The sequence below is a fragment of the Roseibium suaedae genome, assembly GCF_900142725.1.
Classification (GTDB): domain Bacteria; phylum Pseudomonadota; class Alphaproteobacteria; order Rhizobiales; family Stappiaceae; genus Roseibium; species Roseibium suaedae.
In genome coordinates, this window is the sequence record NZ_FRBW01000001.1 from 1,548,083 (window position 1) to 1,564,625 (window position 16,543).

Annotated in this window: 10 protein-coding genes; 9 read left to right on the top strand and 1 reads right to left on the bottom strand. The window is 55.0% G+C overall.

The features are described 5' to 3' along the window. Positions 1–8: 8 nt before the first annotated feature. Complete coding sequence (locus BUA94_RS23880) at positions 9–6,917, bottom strand: calcium-binding protein (protein ID WP_084081758.1); 6,909 nt, start codon at positions 6,915–6,917, stop codon at positions 9–11. A 1,222-nt stretch (positions 6,918–8,139) separates the two neighbouring features. On the opposite strand from BUA94_RS23880, the gene BUA94_RS06970 reads away from it, so the two are divergent. From BUA94_RS06970 to BUA94_RS07010, 9 genes are all read left to right on the top strand, one after another. Then, positions 8,140–8,826, top strand: coding sequence for a hypothetical protein (locus BUA94_RS06970; protein ID WP_073010507.1), 687 nt, complete (start codon positions 8,140–8,142; stop codon positions 8,824–8,826). Beyond that, complete coding sequence (locus BUA94_RS06975) at positions 8,823–10,778, top strand: phage terminase large subunit family protein (RefSeq protein ID WP_084081760.1); 1,956 nt, start codon at positions 8,823–8,825, stop codon at positions 10,776–10,778. Before BUA94_RS06970 ends, BUA94_RS06975 begins: the two co-directional genes overlap by 4 nt. A gap of 3 nt (positions 10,779–10,781) precedes the next feature. Next, positions 10,782–12,398: a phage portal protein gene (locus tag BUA94_RS06980; protein ID WP_073010510.1), complete on the top strand. Its 1,617-nt coding sequence runs from the start codon at positions 10,782–10,784 to the stop codon at positions 12,396–12,398. After that, positions 12,398–12,640, top strand: a complete 243-nt coding sequence (locus BUA94_RS06985) for a hypothetical protein (protein ID WP_073010513.1) — start codon at positions 12,398–12,400, stop codon at positions 12,638–12,640. Before BUA94_RS06980 ends, BUA94_RS06985 begins: the two co-directional genes overlap by 1 nt. 10 nt (positions 12,641–12,650) lie before the next feature. Further along, a complete protein-coding gene (locus BUA94_RS06990; RefSeq protein ID WP_073010516.1) occupies positions 12,651–13,952 on the top strand; it encodes a S49 family peptidase in 1,302 nt (433 codons plus the stop codon). Positions 13,953–14,035: 83 nt separating this feature from the next. Continuing rightward, the gene (locus BUA94_RS06995; RefSeq protein ID WP_073010519.1) at positions 14,036–14,437 is read left to right on the top strand and encodes a head decoration protein; all 402 of its coding nucleotides are present in this window, start codon (positions 14,036–14,038) and stop codon (positions 14,435–14,437) included. Between the two features lie 103 nt (positions 14,438–14,540). Next, complete coding sequence (locus BUA94_RS07000; RefSeq protein WP_073010522.1) at positions 14,541–15,590, top strand: major capsid protein; 1,050 nt, start codon at positions 14,541–14,543, stop codon at positions 15,588–15,590. Positions 15,591–15,595: 5 nt separating this feature from the next. Beyond that, positions 15,596–15,898 (top strand): head-tail joining protein, encoded by a 303-nt coding sequence (locus BUA94_RS07005; protein WP_073010524.1) that lies wholly within the window; start codon positions 15,596–15,598, stop codon positions 15,896–15,898. Between the two features lie 10 nt (positions 15,899–15,908). Continuing rightward, a partial coding sequence (locus BUA94_RS07010) for a DUF6441 family protein (RefSeq protein WP_073010527.1) occupies positions 15,909–16,543 on the top strand: 635 nt, incomplete at its 3' end.

Below are 16,543 nucleotides of genomic sequence, written 5' to 3' on the forward strand. Positions count from 1 at the left end.
GTTTTATTTCAAATGAAACGGAAGTCGTCTTGATGCAGATCTGAAATATCTACATTCTGCAGAAGAATTGACGTGTCCGCATTCAAATGAATTGTGGTGCTGCTACCATTATCGACCGCTGCAGCGATGACGTTCTGGAAATTGGAGAATATCCCACCTTCAAACTCGATCACGTCTTCGCTTCCCGACCCAGCCGTAAAGTCGCGAATAACGTCGTGACCTGAATTGGCGTTGAAGACAAAAGTGTCGTCGCCTGCTCCGCCATTTATTAAGTCATTGGCATCAAGGCCGACGATCTTGTCTGCGCCTGCAGTCCCCTTCAACTCTGCGCGGCCATCTGCGACAACATTGATCGAACTAAGTGAAGTACCATCAGCAAATACAAAGTGTTCCACGTCAAGTGCTTGGTTTGCGATGTGAAGCTCACCGTTGTTCCAAGCGAGATCCAGTGCCTTTCCACGCGGGTCCGATGCTCCATAGTCATGATAGCCTATGGTCAGATCTTTGAGGCTTAGGTCCTTGAACCGGACCGTGTCAGTTCCCGCTGCAGTTGCTTCGATGAGCATGGTGGAGCCGCTATTCTTGCCGATAAGGTAGGTGTCATCACCTCCATTTCCTCGAACGTGCTGCCAGCTTCCATTTCCAGCGCCCGCGTCGATCACATCGTTTCCGGCTCCGCCTGTGATGATGTCATCAAGGGCAGACCCGGTGATGACATCATTTCCAGATGTTCCAACCAACTCCAGGCGGCCGTCAGTTGTCACCTTGATTGAATCAAGCTTTGTGCCGTCAGCAAATTCAAAGTGCTCCACGTCGAGAGCTTGGTTTGCGATGTGAAGCTCCCCGTTGTTCCAAGCGAGGTCCAGCGCCTTTCCACGTGGGTCCGATGCTCCATAGTCATGATAGCCGATAGTCAGATCTTTGAGGCTTAGGTCCTTGAAACGGACCGTGTCAGTTCCCGCTGCAGTTGCTTCGATGAGCATGGTGGAGCCGCTATTTTTGCCGATAAGGTAGGTGTCATCACCCCCATTTCCTCGAACGTGCTGCCAGCTTCCATTTCCAGCGCCTGCGTCGATCACATCGTTTCCGGCTCCGCCTGTGATGATGTCATCAAGGGCAGACCCGGTGATGACATCATTTCCAGATGTTCCAACCAACTCCAGGCGGCCGTCAGTTGTCACTTTGATGGATTTGATGGAGGTGCCATCAGCAAACTCAAAGCGTTCGATATCGAGCGCCTGGTTTGCGATGTGAAGCTCACCGTTGTTCCAAGCGAGATCCAGTGCCTTTCCACGCGGATCAGACGCACCATAGTCATGAAACCCAATAGAGAGGTCCTTGAGGTTTAGATCCTTGAAGCGGACGGTGTCGGTTCCCGCTGCAGTTGCTTCGATAAGCATGGTGGAGCCACCGTTCTTGCCGATAAGGTAGGTGTCATCGCCACCGTCGCCGCGAACATGCTGCCAGCTTCCATTTCCAGCGCCCGCGTCGATGAGATCGTTTCCAGCGCCTCCATTTATGATGTCATCGAGGACAGAGCCGGTGATGGCGTCATTTCCAGATGTTCCAACCAACTCCAGGCGGCCGTCAGTTGTCAGTTTGATGGATTTGATTGAGGTGCCATCAGCAAATTCAAAGCGTTCGATATCGAGCGCCTGGTTTGCGATGTGGAGCTCACCGTTGCTCCACGCGAGATCCAGTGCCTTCCCGCGCGGATCAGACGCACCGTAGTCATGAAACCCGATAGAGAGGTCCTTGAGGTTTAGATCCTTGAAGCGGACCGTATCGGTTCCCGCCCCAGCAGCTTCGATGAGCATGGTGGAGCCACTGTTCTTGCCGATAAGGTAGGTGTCATCGCCACCGTCGCCACGAACGTGCTGCCAACTTCCATTGCCAGCGCCCGCGTCGATGAGATCGTTTCCGGCTCCAGCCGTTATAATTTCATCATTCCCGGAACCTGTGATGATGTCATCATCTGCTGTTCCTATGAGCTCAATTCTCCCATCGGTTCGCAGCTTGATCGATTTTACAGTCGTTCCATCTGCGAACTGAAAGCGCTCTATATCGATCGCTTCGTTGGCTACGTGAATTGAGCCGGTCTGATCTCCGTCTTCCCAAGATAGCTCGAGAGCATTTCCACGAGGATCAGAGGTGCCATAGTCATGGTGAGCGAAGTTGAAGCTACCGAGATCGAGGTCTTTGAAACGTATGGTGTCAGTGCCTGCGTCTGCGGCCTCAAAGACAAAAGTTGAGCCGCTGTTTCTTCCGATGAGGAATGTGTCATCGCCTCCATCGCCACGAACATGCTGCCAGCTCTCTCCAGTGCCAGCGCCCGCGTCAATAGTGTCGTTACCAGCCCCGCCATTGATGATGTCATCAAGGTTTGAACCGATAATGATGTCATCAAGGTTCGTTCCATTGATGACGCCATTGTCGTCGGTGCCAATGAGTTCAATTCGGCCATCAGAGCGAAGCTTAATTGACTTGACGGCTGTTCCATCTGCAAATTCAAAGCGCTCGATATGCGCGGCTTCATTCGCGACATATGTGGCTCCGCTGATCTCCCCAGAGCTCCAGGAAACCTTCAGGGCTTTGCCGCGTGGATCAGATATACCATAGTCGTGATGGGTAAATGTCAGATCTCGAAGACTCAAGTCTTTAAAGGCAACTGTGTCAGTTCCAGCTTCCGCTTCCTCATAGATCAGTGAAGATCCGCTGTCTTTTCCGACTAGGAAAGTATCGTTGCCGCCATCGCCACGGAGATGCTGGAGGCCTGCGCCTGTGCCCGCACCTGCATCAATGGTGTCATCGCCTGCACCGCCATAGATGATGTCATCTGCCGTGGAGCCAATTATGAGATCGTTATCATCCGTGCCAAGCAACTCAACTCTGCCGTCGTCACGCACGTTTATGAAGCCCAGCGTCGTCCCGTCTGAAAACTGGAAGCGTTCGATAAACTGTGCGTTGTTCGAAACTTGAAGCTCTCCAGACGGACCTCCGATGTCTCCCCACTTGAAAGTTAAGACGTAGCCGTTTGCATTGTTGTGATTGACTTTGGATAGCTCGAGGTCGCTAAGCGTGAGATCGTGGAACAGAACAGTATCGTTCCCGCCATCGGCGGTCTCAGCCTGGTTGTCGATCAGCCCCTTACCGATCTCTCTTCGAATGAGATAAGTGTCATCTCCTGCTTCGCCATACAGATATTGCCAGTCGTCCCCTTTCCCGGCATCGAGCAAATCATTTCCACTCCCTCCGAACAGCCGGTCGTTGTCCGCACCACCGAGCAGAATGTCATGACCTGCATCCGCATAAATCCAATCGGCGCCATTCCCGCCGAGAAGAGAATCGTGACCTTCTCCACCATGAATGATGTCGTTTCCATCTCCTGCATTTATGAAGTCGTTCGCTCCCCCGGCAATATTCACTCCTTGAAGGGTTTCGCCATCGGAGCCTCCCATTTGAAATCTGTTGATGTGGCCAATCCAATACTGGTCACCGTTAGAAAAGGTGAGGATTTCAATCCGTCGATTAAGCGGTATTGGGCTTTCGCCCGTGCCGCCTTGCAAAAGAGACCCTGGATCATAATAGCTAACTGGACCTGACCAGTTACTAACCACAATCGAACCTGAAATTGAGGTAGGGCTTTCTTCACCATCGCTAACTTGAATCGTCAGATTGGTGGCAGTTTCGGTGTCACTCTCTGAAACTGGTAGGGCGAAGCTAAGGTTTTCAATCGAGATGCCGTCGCCAAATGCCAAAACGTCTCCTTTGTTCCCGTGCCCGGTTTCGATAATAGTGTCGTGCCCGTCACCTAGATTGTAGATATAGGTGTCGTCCCCGCCTGCGCCGTATAGAAGATCGTTCCCCTTGCCGCCAATTAGAAGGTCGCCTGAATCTCTAGCGTCATTTGCTGGATTGTCATCAAATCCAAGTAATATGTCGTCACCATCACCTCCGGCTAGGGAATCTGTACCGCTTCCGCCGAATAGAGAATCATTACCTCCCCCACCATCCAAACGGTCATCACCTTCTCCACCGTAAAGAGTGTCGTTTCCCTCTTGTCCGAGAATAAAATCTTCACCGTCTCCTGCAATCAACTGGTCATTACCTGCACCGCCGAATGCGATGTCATCACCAGAACCAAGAGCAACAATGTCGTCACCCGCTCCTGCTTGTGAGAAGTCCTTCCCAGAAGTGAGTGTATTGTTTCCACTTCCATCGCCTAGCGAGGAAAAATTCATTTCCTTTATTTCAATGACTGTTCCGTCGGCCAGACTAAGGTATTCGATCCTGCTGTTGCCGCTGCTGTCGGTCCAATTTTTCACTCGGATGGAGCCCGTCAGGTCAGAAAGACCCAGTTCCGCAGCGAATTTCTTATCTTCCTGACTCTCCGCGAAGAACGAAATCAGTAGGTCGTTGTTATCAATGCGGATGTTCAGATCTGACAGTGCGATGCCAGCTCCCAAGGATAGGGAATCGCCGCCGTAGCCATCGGAATTTACTAAGGAACCGGTTTCAACTATGATGTCATCGCCATCACCGCGATTGTAGAAATAGACGTCGTTGCCTTGTCCGCCTTGCAGAGTGTCGTTGCCATTACCGCCAGATAGGCTGTCGTTGCCCGCATTGCCTTGCAGCAAATCATTTCCGGTGCCTCCGATCAATTGATCGGCGTTTGCAGCGCCGATTAACGTGTCATTGCCCGCGCCACCATCGAGATGATAGCCAATCTTAACCCAACCAGGAGAGAAACTACCGTTTGCATTTAAGGTAGCGATTTCGCTCCAAAACTGCAGGTTGTCATCATCTCCATGCAGCGTGTCATTTCCTGCTCCGCCGACGGCGGCTTCAATCTGATGCATGCTAAGTTCAAGAGCTAGGTTACTGACACCGTCGAATTCCAAAGTATCGTAACCGTCACCACCAGATACGTTACCGCTTGTAAGATCCTCGATGTCCACAATAAGCGTGTCGTTTCCGCTCCCACCAACAATTCGATCTGCACCGGCACCGCCTATCAGGATATCATTTCCTGCACCGCCAGTCAGAATGTCATTGCCGCCGCGACCTTCGAGGAGAACGTCTTCCAGCTTATTCGAGGCATTGATAGTGTTGGAGAAGGCATTGCCGACAACAGAAGACCATTCGGAGGAGTTCAGTGAACCGTCGTTAACCCTGATGTCTTCTCCGAGGTTGAGGCCCACTGTCCCTTCTGTGTCCGCAAACACTTTCTGTTTCGTTACGTTTTCGACGCTGGCTTCTGCACCTTCATATTCAATTGTATGGTTTCCGTCCGTGTCGGTTGAGTGGCGGACCCCCCAATTCGAGAAGGAAAGAGCGACATCGCCTACAGAAAGAGTTTTTCCATCACTAGTTGTTGCATCGGCAAAGCCGTTTATACTGGTGCCGTCGGCCAGCATCACGAGGGCGTCGTTACTTGAGGTCAGATTGATCTCAGAAATTCTATGTTCTGAAAGACTTTTTAACTCGCCTTGGTCAACAACGCCGTCGCTATCACGATCCTGCCAAAGTTTAAACTCGGACCATTTCGTATCGGAGTCATTGAACTTTCCATCTCCGTTGCTATCAAAAACAGTTGCGATGGCCTCTAGATCGCTGTCATCTTCGTTGTCTATGGTCAGGTTCGCAAAGGCGACTTGTGCGGCGCGATGCACCTGTCCGTCTCCCATTTCATCCCAAAACAACAGTGCGTCATCAGGAGAGATCCAGGCAGTGCGTTCGGCGAAGCCGTCATCATCAAAGTCAAACTCAGTAAACGATCCCTCAAGCAGGGTGAGTTCCAGACCATCATTGTCAAGATCAATCACCAAAGGCAAAGCGCTGTTATAGCCACCACGTTGGCCGGGTAGTTCTGGACTGCCTTCAAAACCGGTATGCCCACTTGAATTTCCTCCGTACCTTCCGCCGCCAGAGTTTGTGCCTCCAGTTGGGTCTTCGTAGGAGTTGCCACCGTCTCCGCCACTTTCTCCACTGATCACGTCACCGCTATCATCTGAGCCACTGGATCCACCACTTGAACCGGTACCTGCATTTGCGCCCCCATACGGACTGCCACTTTCGCCAGTTTCGATACCGCGGTCTCCACGGTCACCTGCGCCATAATTGAATCCACTTCGCGGCTCAGGAGTAAAGCTAATTGCGGTTTCGGGGCCGTTTAGTTCCGCGCCGAGTTGAATACCAGCAGCAACTTCATGAGCCGAAAACCCCGCGGCTAAAGCTTTTTCCACTCGATCTCTAAGTGTGTCTGAATCCAGTACTCCAGAGCTTTGAACTATATCGAACCCTTCTTTGGAACGGACTACTGCTCCTTGTTCATTGTCAAGGTTGCCGACATAGTCTTCTAGAGCCTTGATCTCAGGTAAGTCGCCGATTTCTTCGAAAACTGCTTCCAAGTCCGTTAAGTATTTATGTGTGTAATCAATGTTTCCAAAGGCCAATCCGATTTTTAAATCGACTGATGTCTCCGCATAATAATGGCCATTGACAATAGATATGCCTAATTGGTTAGTCCCGTATACTCCGGCAGAAAATCCGACGATATTTCCGTAAGCACCACCTGTAACTGCGGCTCCAATAAAATGTTCGCGTTCAACTGGTGTAATCGTAACTCCGTACTTGGTAAAATTTGCCGTCACCTCTCCAGTGATCTTTTTGAACCCATTCTTTGGGTTGAGCTCCAGTTTACCTTCGAGGGCATACGCGCCGATGCCATATGCGCCGTTGAGAGTAAGGTCAACATCCGGGATTTTTCCAAGAAGATAATCTCTTGCAAGTGAAAAGAATTGAGGTGAGTTGTAGGTTATTGTTGTTGATGATGTTGAATTTTGGTATTCAACTGAGTTGTTGTATACTTCAAATTTGTTCAAATTTGAATCTGAGAATTTTGATTTTGGCATTTATTTATTTCCATCATAAATATTTTTGGCTATTTTAAATAGGTAGTAAAACATAAAAACTGTTGCTATGGGTGTGCTAATTAAGATAACCAAGGTGCTGTAAGGTTGGTCTAGTAGTAAAAGTGCTAAAGATACAACCGCCATACAAATCATGATGCTTAAGAAAAATCTTATCACTATTTCTATGTTCATCATTCACCTACGTTGTGTTTGTGTTTTCGGATTTCATTTATTATTTTTTGATCTTTTTCTGGGTTTTATTGTGTTTTTGCACTTGTTATTTGCGGGCGAACATTTGTCGATACCTTAAATGAGACTCGCGGGAGAGGATACATGGTCATCTCGAAACGGTTCTTCCGCGAAGCTCGAATAATGTGGTTACAGAGAACCATGTGAAATATAATGAGCAACAATCCGAGAGTGTGCAATCAGCTTCTTTTGCTCGCTTTGATTGGTTTTGATTATTCGACGAAAGTTTGAAATATATTTACATGATTGTCTGATCTCAGCGATTTTGGCCTCATTGGTGAAGCTATGTTCCCCCTTTACATCCAGAATCCATATTCCTAGTTTGTTCTCCCATGACGCATGCAGGGCTGTTCATTCGTGCCCCGGTCTCCCAGCTGACAGGCAATAGCCTCCCACACACGCAAAGCGTGGCGTCAGCCCCCTTGGAGAAATGCGTCCAGTTCACGGAATACCAGGAATAGCATTCACCGCGGCTTCCCAGCCTGCGGCTACATATCTGCGCCTGCGCCCATGCAGGACAGAGGGGATATGAATACGGAGCGCCTCAGCGCCTCCCATGACGTGGAATACAGGAATACCCCAGCATCCAAACACTCTGCTGGCTCATGGAATACCCGGAATACGGAATAGCATCTGGAATACGGAATACCCGGGGGACACGGCTGCGCCCCCAAGGAATGCGGAATACGGAATGTCGGAATACAGGAATACGGAATAGAGCAGTTTGGAATTCGGAATACCGGAATGCAGGAAGGCTCTCGCGGTGGGGCACAGTTGGAATTCAATCACCGCGCACCTCCGTCGGCCCGCAGGCGCAAAACGCGCTCACAGGCCATTTCTGGGCGATTTAGGGACCGTAGAACGGGCAAAAACAATACGGTCCGACCGAGAGCTTAATCTCGCCAGTCTGACCCAGAAACCGAAGCCTAAAGTCGCGCTAAAGAAGCTAAAGAACTAAAGTTGGAGGCGGCCATTGGCAGCGCACGCGGAGACCGGCGCCGTTGTCAGCAAGGGCGCTTTTGCGAAGATTTTGAACGTCAGTCCAGGCCGGGTGTCGCAGTACATCGCCGAAGGGAAACTGACGGGCGCCGCGCTGGAAGGCGAGGGAAGGCTTGCCAAAATCAACGTTGCCATTGCCCGTGAACAGCTGCGGCGCCATCTGGATATTGGCCAGATGCTGGGCAACGGGATCGATACCCGCCTCTCAAAACCTGCGAGCTCGGGAAGATCCTCGAAGCCCAAGTCTGGAGCCTCTGCTCAACCTTCTGAAAGCACCCCTTCTTTAGGCGGCCTAAACTTGGAGCCGGTCGAAGATCAGCTCAAGCGGGAGCGCCTGTTTCAGGAGCAGATCAGAAGTCGGAAGGCGGCTGAGGATGAGCAGGCCCGCAAGGGGCGCTTCACTGACACGGAAGAGGTGCGGGCCGCAAACATGCGGATCGCCGGGGAAATGATCCAGACCTTTGAGGGCGCCTTGCCGACAATGGCGGCGGCAGTTGCTTCAAAGTTTGAGGTGCCGGTGCGTGATGTTCTCCATCTGCTCCGGAGCGAATTCACAAACATGCGGGCAAAGGCGGCTGAACAGTTGAGGGAGAAGGCTTTCGAGCTGCCTGAGACGGTTCAGACGGAAATCGGCACCGACGACATGGACGATCTTGCTTGACCTGCCTTGTTGTGGAAACGGCCAATCCCGAGCGCCTGGCGCTGGAGGCGATGGCGGAAGCCTGGAGACCGCCGCCGAAGGTCGATTATCTGAAGTGGGCTGAAGCCAATATCGTTCTGTCTGAGCGGGAAAGCCCATATCCTGGCCCGTATAACAGGGACTTGTTCGGATACTTCGATGAGATCCTGCGGGCCTTCTCGCCTGAAGATCCATGCCGCATCATCACTCTGAAGAAGAGTGCGCAGCTGGGCGGCACGGTGCTTGCGAATATCTTCTGCTGCGGGTCGCTCGCCATGGTGCCTGGCGACTTCCTATATGTTCACCCGACGGAGGGCAACGCACAGCGCTGGTCCAAGCAGAAGCTGGCTCCAATGCTGAAGAACACCGTGTCGCTCCAGGCCCTGTTCCCTCAGAAGAGCCGGGATGGCGGGGACTCGATCCTCTACAAGGAACGGATTGACGGGCGGGGCGCTATCCAGATCTCAGGCGCAAACTCGCCCGCGTCCCTTTCGATGGTGACCATGAAGAACCAGGTCCAGGATGACTTGGCGAAATGGGAAACCAACTCCGCAGGCGATCCGGAAGCACAGGCAGACTCGCGCAGTCAGGCCTATGAGTTCGCCAAGATCGTGAAGATCTCCACACCTCTGGTCGCGCCGGGGTGCAGGATTTCGAAGAACTTTGACGATGGCAGCCAGGAGCTTCCGTTCGTTCCCTGTCCGCATTGCGGGCACATGCAGGTTCTGGAATGGGAGAACATGCTTGCGCATCTGGATGAGGACTATCCGGAGCGGGCGCACTTTACCTGCACCGATCCTGAGTGCGGCGGTGTCATCGAGGAGCATCACCGCCCGAAGATGTTGAAGCAGCTGGACTGGCGCGTACAGAACCCAAAGGCCAAGCGTCAACACCGGTCCTTCTGGATCTGGTCTGCTTATTCGGTGCTGCAGACCTTCGAGCGAATTGCCCGGGCCTGGCTGAAAGCCAAAGGCGATCCCGCCAGCGAACAGACGTTCATCAATGATGTTGTCGGGCAAGCCTATGAGGCGGCTGGCGAGTCTCCTCCTTGGGAGGAGCTTCGCGATCGAGCCGAAGGGTCGGACTATGGAAGAGGCCAGATCCCTGCGGGCGCGGTCATCCTGACCCTTGGTATCGACGTGCAGGCCGACCGGTGCGAGTGGCATCTAGTCGGCTGGGATCAGGATCTTCGCCGCTATGTTGTCGATTATGGCGTCGTGCCTGGCTACATCGGGGAGAGGGAAACCCACAAAGGGCTTGATGCTCTTGTCGATCAAACATGGGTCAATGCGTATGGGCATCGGCTTGCGCCTGACATGACCGCGATCGACGGCAACGCATACACGGCTGAAGTTTGGGGCTGGGTGAAGCGTCATGCCAAGCATCGCGTGATCATGGTTCGCGGCGCCCGCTCCGAAACCGCGCCGCGCTTGCAGCTGGTCAAACAGGAAGTTGACGAGAAGACGGGCAAGCCGAAGCGCTATTCCAAGCGGTTCTACAACTTCAACAGCTCTGTGATGAAGCTGGGGTTCTACAAGAACTTGCGCAAACAGGACGCTTCGGAGCCCGGCTACGTTTCATTCCCTCGTGGCCTTGATGACGAGTATTTCCGCGGTCTGACAGCCGAGCGCAGGGTTTCGGACAAGAACCGGGACGGCTTCGAGGTCTGGCGCTGGAAGAAAGATCCGAAACAGGCCAATGAGCCGCTGGATACGATGAACCAGGCGGAAGCTGCGGCAACGCGTTTCGGCATCCGTTCTTTGCTTCCTAGCATCTGGGAGCGCCTTGCAGCTGAGCGGCAAACAAAGTCCGTGAACGCACCAGACACCGAAGAAGGGACGCCCGGCGAAGCCGCGTCGAAGGCCGCAGTGCCCCCTATCAAGAAGTCTGCCAGCTCTGCGTTTGCCCGGCTGGCAAAGACACTCAACGGGTAAGTGATGAAAACATCGGTACCGACGATCCCGCGCCAGACGGTTGTCCAGGCGCCGCGTCCTGCTGCGCAGTTTTTGCGCCCGGACAAGTCCGGCTTCATTTCCGGCTGGCCACGTCCCGCGCTCCGGGAGGCGTCGGCTGACGTGCGCCAGGCTTGGGGGGCGGTTGCGTCCCGGGCAGTGGAAACCATCCAGAATTCTGGTTGGATGACAGGTGCAGTTGATCAGGCGATCAGCGATACCCTCGGGACCGGCCTGAAACTGAATGCCAATCCCGATTGGGAGGTGTGTGGTTTCAAAAGCGAAGAGGCTGCTTCTGAATGGGCACGCAAAGCAGAAAAGCGTTTCCGCAGCTGGTCCCGTAAGCCACTTGAGTGCGATGCCCGGGGCAAGATGACGATCTCGCAAATGGCTGACGCAGCATTGCGCAGCCACTACGCGTTTGGCGAAAGCACTGCCCGGATCCTCACCCGGCGGCGGCGTTTTGCGACGACGGAGACGAAGGTTCAGCTCTTCTCTCCGTTGCGCCTCGTTCAGGAGACGCGAGAAGAAGCGCGGCTGCATCAGGGTGTCTTTCTCGATGCAGATGGTTTACCGATCGGTTACCGGCTTCGCGTTCGCAAGGATGGGGCAGAGGAGACCATCAACCTTCCGGCACGGGATCGGGACGGCAGGGCTTTGATCGTCCATATCTTTGACGGAGCTGCTGACCAGACTCGCGGTATCTCGCCCTTCGCTCCCATTCTGAAAGTGTTCCGGCAGGCAGACCAGCTGGCAGATGCGACACTCGTGGCCGCTCTCATGCAGACGATCTTTGCCGCGACGGTAAAAAGCGACGGGCTGTCTGATGAGGTCTTTGACGGCATGACGGTGCCAGGCGAGGGCGGGCAGCCGGATCTTACCGGCCTGGAAGCGTTCCTCGGTGTCAAAGAGCAGTTCTGGAGTGGGAACCGGATCGACCTCAGCCAGCATGGGCGGATCAATCACCTGTTCTTCGGGGAGGAGCTGGAGTTCCACAACAGCAACCACCCGCACAACAACTATCTGCCGTTTATGCGGAACCTGCTTCGGGAGATCGCCCGGGCGATCGGGGTCTCTTACGAGGCAATGGCCTTCGACTATGAGAACGCGACTTATTCCAGTGTCCGGATGGGGATCGCCTCGCTTTGGCCGCTGGTTGTCCGCCGTCGTCAGTTCGTTTCCTCGCCCTTCTATCAGGCCGTTTACGATGCCTGGATGGAAGAACAAGTCTTCAAAGGATGGTTGCCGTTTCCAGGTGGCTATCAGGCGTTTCTCAAGGTGCGGACAGCTGCAACGCAAGCTGAATGGAACGGTCCCGCAAAGCCAACTGCCGACGATCTGAAATCAGCCAAGTCCATGGGCGAGCGGCTTGAACGCGGGGTGTCAAACCTTGCGATCGAATGCGCTGATCTTGGCTTCGATTGGGAAGATATTGCGGATCAGCGGGCGCGTGAGAGCGCCTATTACCAGCAGCGCGGTCTGCCTGATCCTCACGCTGCCAAAGGCTCACCGCTTGTCGGGCACAACGGCGGACCTCCGATGGACGATGCCGTCGAGGAGGACGCGGACACAGGCGATGAAACGCAACAGGAGGACGTGTGATGGCGAGCATCTTTGATGGGATCGACACAACCAACCCGTGCCTCGTGTGGCCGGTCCTGCAGACGGCGCTCTACAAACTGGCGGCCGGAGAAGCGGAAGTTCGTGTGCGGCATGAAGAGTTCGATGTGACGCTTCAACCTGCCAATCAGCAGGAGCTGGGACGGCTGGTGACAAAGCTCAAAACTGAGTGTGAACGAAAGTCCGGTCGTCGTGTCCGGTTTGCTGCTCGCGGCAGCTTTTAAGGAAACTTGGATGTCTTACCCCAATGAACTGACCTTTGCCCGGATTGCGAGCCAGGTCTTCGGGGCTCCGCTTCTCCTGGCTGAAGCTCAAGGTCTCATTCTCGGGAACTATCTGGCGTCCAGAATGTCTGGGGCAGCCTTGCCGGAGCCCCAGGGCAATCGGTTCAAGGGCGAGGATGTGTTCGAGGATCGCGGGCAGGGGCCGGAATGGCAGGGCTTTGCGCGGATCGGAAGCACCGCACGGATCGGCCTCATGGGGGAACTGGTCAACCGCGGTGCTTGGCTTGGTTCCTATTCGGGCCTGACTTCCTATGAGGGGTTCTCTGAGCAGCTTGACCGGGCACTTTCGGATAGCTCGATCGAGACCATCCTCTTGGATGTGAACACACCGGGCGGGGCTGCCCATGGCATGCTTGAAACTGCCCGGAGCATCAAAGCCGCCAGTCAAAAGAAACGTGTGATCGCCATGGTCAACACGATGGCTGCCTCGGCAGGGTATGGGCTCGTTTCCGGTGCTAGCGAAATCGTCATGACCGAAAGCTCCGAGGTCGGCTCGATCGGCGTCCTTCTCATGCATTTCGACAGGTCCAAGCAGCTGGAAGCTCAGGGCGTCCAAGCGACGGTCTTGCATGCAGGGCAGCGCAAGGTTGATGGCCATCCATTCGGGCCGCTTGAGGGGGATGCCAAGGCTGCTCTTGAAACGCGGATCCAGGGGATCATGGACAAGTTTGTCGGACTGGTAGCTGAGCACAGGGGACTTGATCCTGATGCTGTGCGCCAGCTGGAAGCAGCCATCCTTCCGGCCGATGAAGCCATCAGTGCCGGGCTTGCCGATAGGGTGGGAACTTTTGACGGGATCCTGTCGGATCTTACTCGCGCAGATCAGCGCATCAGCTCACAGAAAAGAGGTTTCTCCATGAGCACACCTGAAAACGAACCGGCCGCAAACGGGTCGGGTATCACCCAGGCACAGCTTGAAAAGGCTGTCGCAGATGCTTTGACCGACGGTGCAAAGACCGGCCGGGCCGCAGAACGTGAGCGGATCGGCGCGATCATCGGCAGTGAAGAGGCAAAGGGCCGGGAACAGCTGGCCGCTCACTTCGCGTTCAAGACTGAAATGGATCCGGATGCGGCGCTTGCTGCTCTGGCAGCTTCTGCTTCGGCGGCACCCGAGAAAACCGAGACCTTCGCGGATCGCAAGTCCGGAGCTGCGAATGCAGACTTTGACCTCGGTGGTCCGGCCAAGGGCGAGAAGAAGGCCTCCAGCTTGAGCGCCGCTGTCGATCGCCAGATCTCGGCAATGCGCCGCTAGACCCTAACAACCACGTTTGACGTTCACCGTCCCCGGACTTCCCCGGCGGGCGGCTTTTTTATGCCCGATGGAGGGACCAAGACATGATGCCTTACTATTCCATGACCCAGGACAAGGGACTGACGTCCGTCCTGAAGTGGGAGGTTCACCCCGACTTCAGCCGGGAATCCGTGGTGTTGCTTGCTGGAGCTGGCAGTGCTCGCACGATCAAGGTCGGCCAGCTTATCGCGATGCTGGCGAACGAAGGAAAGGCCGTTGCCTGGGATCCGGACGCGGCCGACGGTTCTGAAATTCCCTGGGGGATTGCGGCGACCGATGCCGAGGCCGCTGACGGTGTCGATCTGGCGTTCGGTCTGGTCGCGCTTCGCCGTCAGTGCCTCTGCTTTGCAAACGGTATCGTCTGGCCCGAAGGGGTGAGCGATGCCCAGAAGGCCGAGGCACTTGAGGTTCTGGAAGCGCAAGGGATCGTGACGCGCTTCAACTGAGCCTTCCCACTTCTGAACACCCAACAAGGCCGGTTCCAACCGGCCTTTTTCTTTGACCGCGCTTTGCCTTTGGAAAGGCCAGGCGAATTGGAGCTCCGAGGCAATGCCTGAAATTCTCTTCCCGTATTCGAATGTTGACCTCACAGAAGAGGTCAACCGTATCCCGAACCAGTTCGGCCTGATCAATGCCCTGAACCTTGCTCCGGGCGAGCCGATGGGCTCTCGCCTGGTGCGGATCGACTACCGCGACGGTCAGCTCGTCGTGCTGGCCGCCGAAAAGCCGGGTGCTCCTGGCCAGATGAGCGAACAGGATGATGTCGGCGGAACGATCCTCACGATCCCGCACTTCCCGCATATCGAAACGATCAAGGCCGAGGATCTGGCTGGCGGCGTCGAAGTCATCAACGGTGTCATGAGCGCTCGCAATCTGGACACTGAAACTGCCCGGCGGCTCACGCGCATCCGCAATCATCATGCGGTCACGCTGGAATATATCCGCATGGGCATGCTTCGCGGGCTCATCCAGGACGGTAAGGGCCGCACGCTCTACGACCTGTATCAGGTGTTCGGCATCACCAAGAAGCAGGTGGATTTCAAGCTGGGCACGCCTGAAACCAACCTGGTCGACAAGTGCGAAGAGGTGATCGACCATATCTATCGCAACGTGAAAGGCGAAACCGTTTCGCAGGTCGAGGTGGTGGTTTCGAGCGGCTTCTTCAGCCGCCTGGTCAGCCACGAGAAGGCTGAGAAATTCTGGATCCAGACGCAGAATGCCCCCATGTTGCAGAACATGGAGCGGGAGCGGCTCGGTGGGAATTGGGGCCGCGTCTTCGAGTTCGGGCAAATCCTCTTCCGCGAATACAAGGGGACGTTCCCTGTCCGCACTGCGAACGGTGCAATCAGTTCCGAGCCCGCGGTCGCGGCTGGCAAAGGGCACGCATATCCTGCCGGTACGCAGAGCATGTTCCGGACCTTCCAGGCTCCTGTCCATCACATTGAGATGGTCAATGACATGCCTGCAGTCGATGATCCGGTTCACGTGTCTACCAAGATCCTGGACCACGGGTCCGGTGTGGAGATGAAGTCTCAGTCCAACCGGCTGGCAGTTTGCAAGCAGCCGGAGTGCCTTGTCGAGCTGACCAGTTCTGACTGAAGCGAATGACCTGGCATTTGCAGAATAGAGCCGTCGACGCCGTCTTTGAACGGCTGGGCGTCGACGGCACATTCCAGGGGCAGGGCTGCAAGGTCCTGTTCTCTAGAGACGAGGATGAGGGCATCGACTTCGGCGGGGCTTCCCGGCCAGTTGGGCGGTCCAGCCTCCTGAAGGTCCGGGTTTCGGAGGTAACACCAATACAGGGCGGAACCTTCGAGGTGGATGGGCAGAGCCATAAGGTGATTGCCAGGCCAATGATCAAGGATCGCGCTCGGCTGGTCTGGACCTGTCAGGTGCAGCCGGGCTGAAAGGGGCAGCATGGTCAGCGATATCAAGCTCGCCCTTGTCGGCAACCTGAAGAAGGAACTGGAAGGTCAACGGAAGGACGTCGTTTCCGGTGTCTGGGAAGGCACCGACGATGCCGCCGAGTTCGTCAAAGGGCGGTTGCGGGGCCAGGTGACACGTTCCGGTCTTGGCGACCGACTTGCCAAGACCTGGCGGCACAAGACCTATCCGCGCAAGGGGACTGACACGCTGGAACCCGCTGCTGTTATCAGCAGCAAGGCGCCGAAGATCATTCATGCCTTCAGCTCGGGCGAAACCATCCGGTCCAAGACTGAAGGCGGGTTTCTCGTGATTGCAACAGACTTTGCCCCTGTCAGTCCAACCCGGAAGGGGCGGAAAAAGCGCATGTCGATGGCAGACTTCCTCGACACATTCGGCATGGACAGCCTTCGAGTGTTTCCCAAGCCAGGATCCCGGAACCGCGTGTTCTACGCGGTGGCAGACAAGGGCTTTCGCAAGGGGCGCGGCAAGCGCGGCGGATCGCGGAAGATCAAGGACGGTGGACGGGCGAAGGCCGAGCCCGTGCTGATGTATGTGCTGGTGAAGCAGGTCCGCCTTGGTCAGCGGTTCAATATCGATCTTGTGGTCCGGGCTGCAGAGAAGGCTTT

Excerpts from the sequence above, each read along its gene's own strand:
- BUA94_RS23880 (WP_084081758.1), bottom strand. The coding sequence starts at position 6,917 with ATGCCAAAATCAAAATTCTCAGATTCAAATTTGAACAAATTTGAAGTA.
- BUA94_RS06980 (WP_073010510.1), top strand. The coding sequence starts at position 10,782 with ATGAAAACATCGGTACCGACGATCCCGCGCCAGACGGTTGTCCAGGCG.
- BUA94_RS06985 (WP_073010513.1), top strand. The coding sequence starts at position 12,398 with ATGGCGAGCATCTTTGATGGGATCGACACAACCAACCCGTGCCTCGTG.
- BUA94_RS06990 (WP_073010516.1), top strand. The coding sequence starts at position 12,651 with ATGTCTTACCCCAATGAACTGACCTTTGCCCGGATTGCGAGCCAGGTC.
- BUA94_RS06995 (WP_073010519.1), top strand. The coding sequence starts at position 14,036 with ATGATGCCTTACTATTCCATGACCCAGGACAAGGGACTGACGTCCGTC.
- BUA94_RS07000 (WP_073010522.1), top strand. The coding sequence starts at position 14,541 with ATGCCTGAAATTCTCTTCCCGTATTCGAATGTTGACCTCACAGAAGAG.
- BUA94_RS07005 (WP_073010524.1), top strand. The coding sequence starts at position 15,596 with ATGACCTGGCATTTGCAGAATAGAGCCGTCGACGCCGTCTTTGAACGG.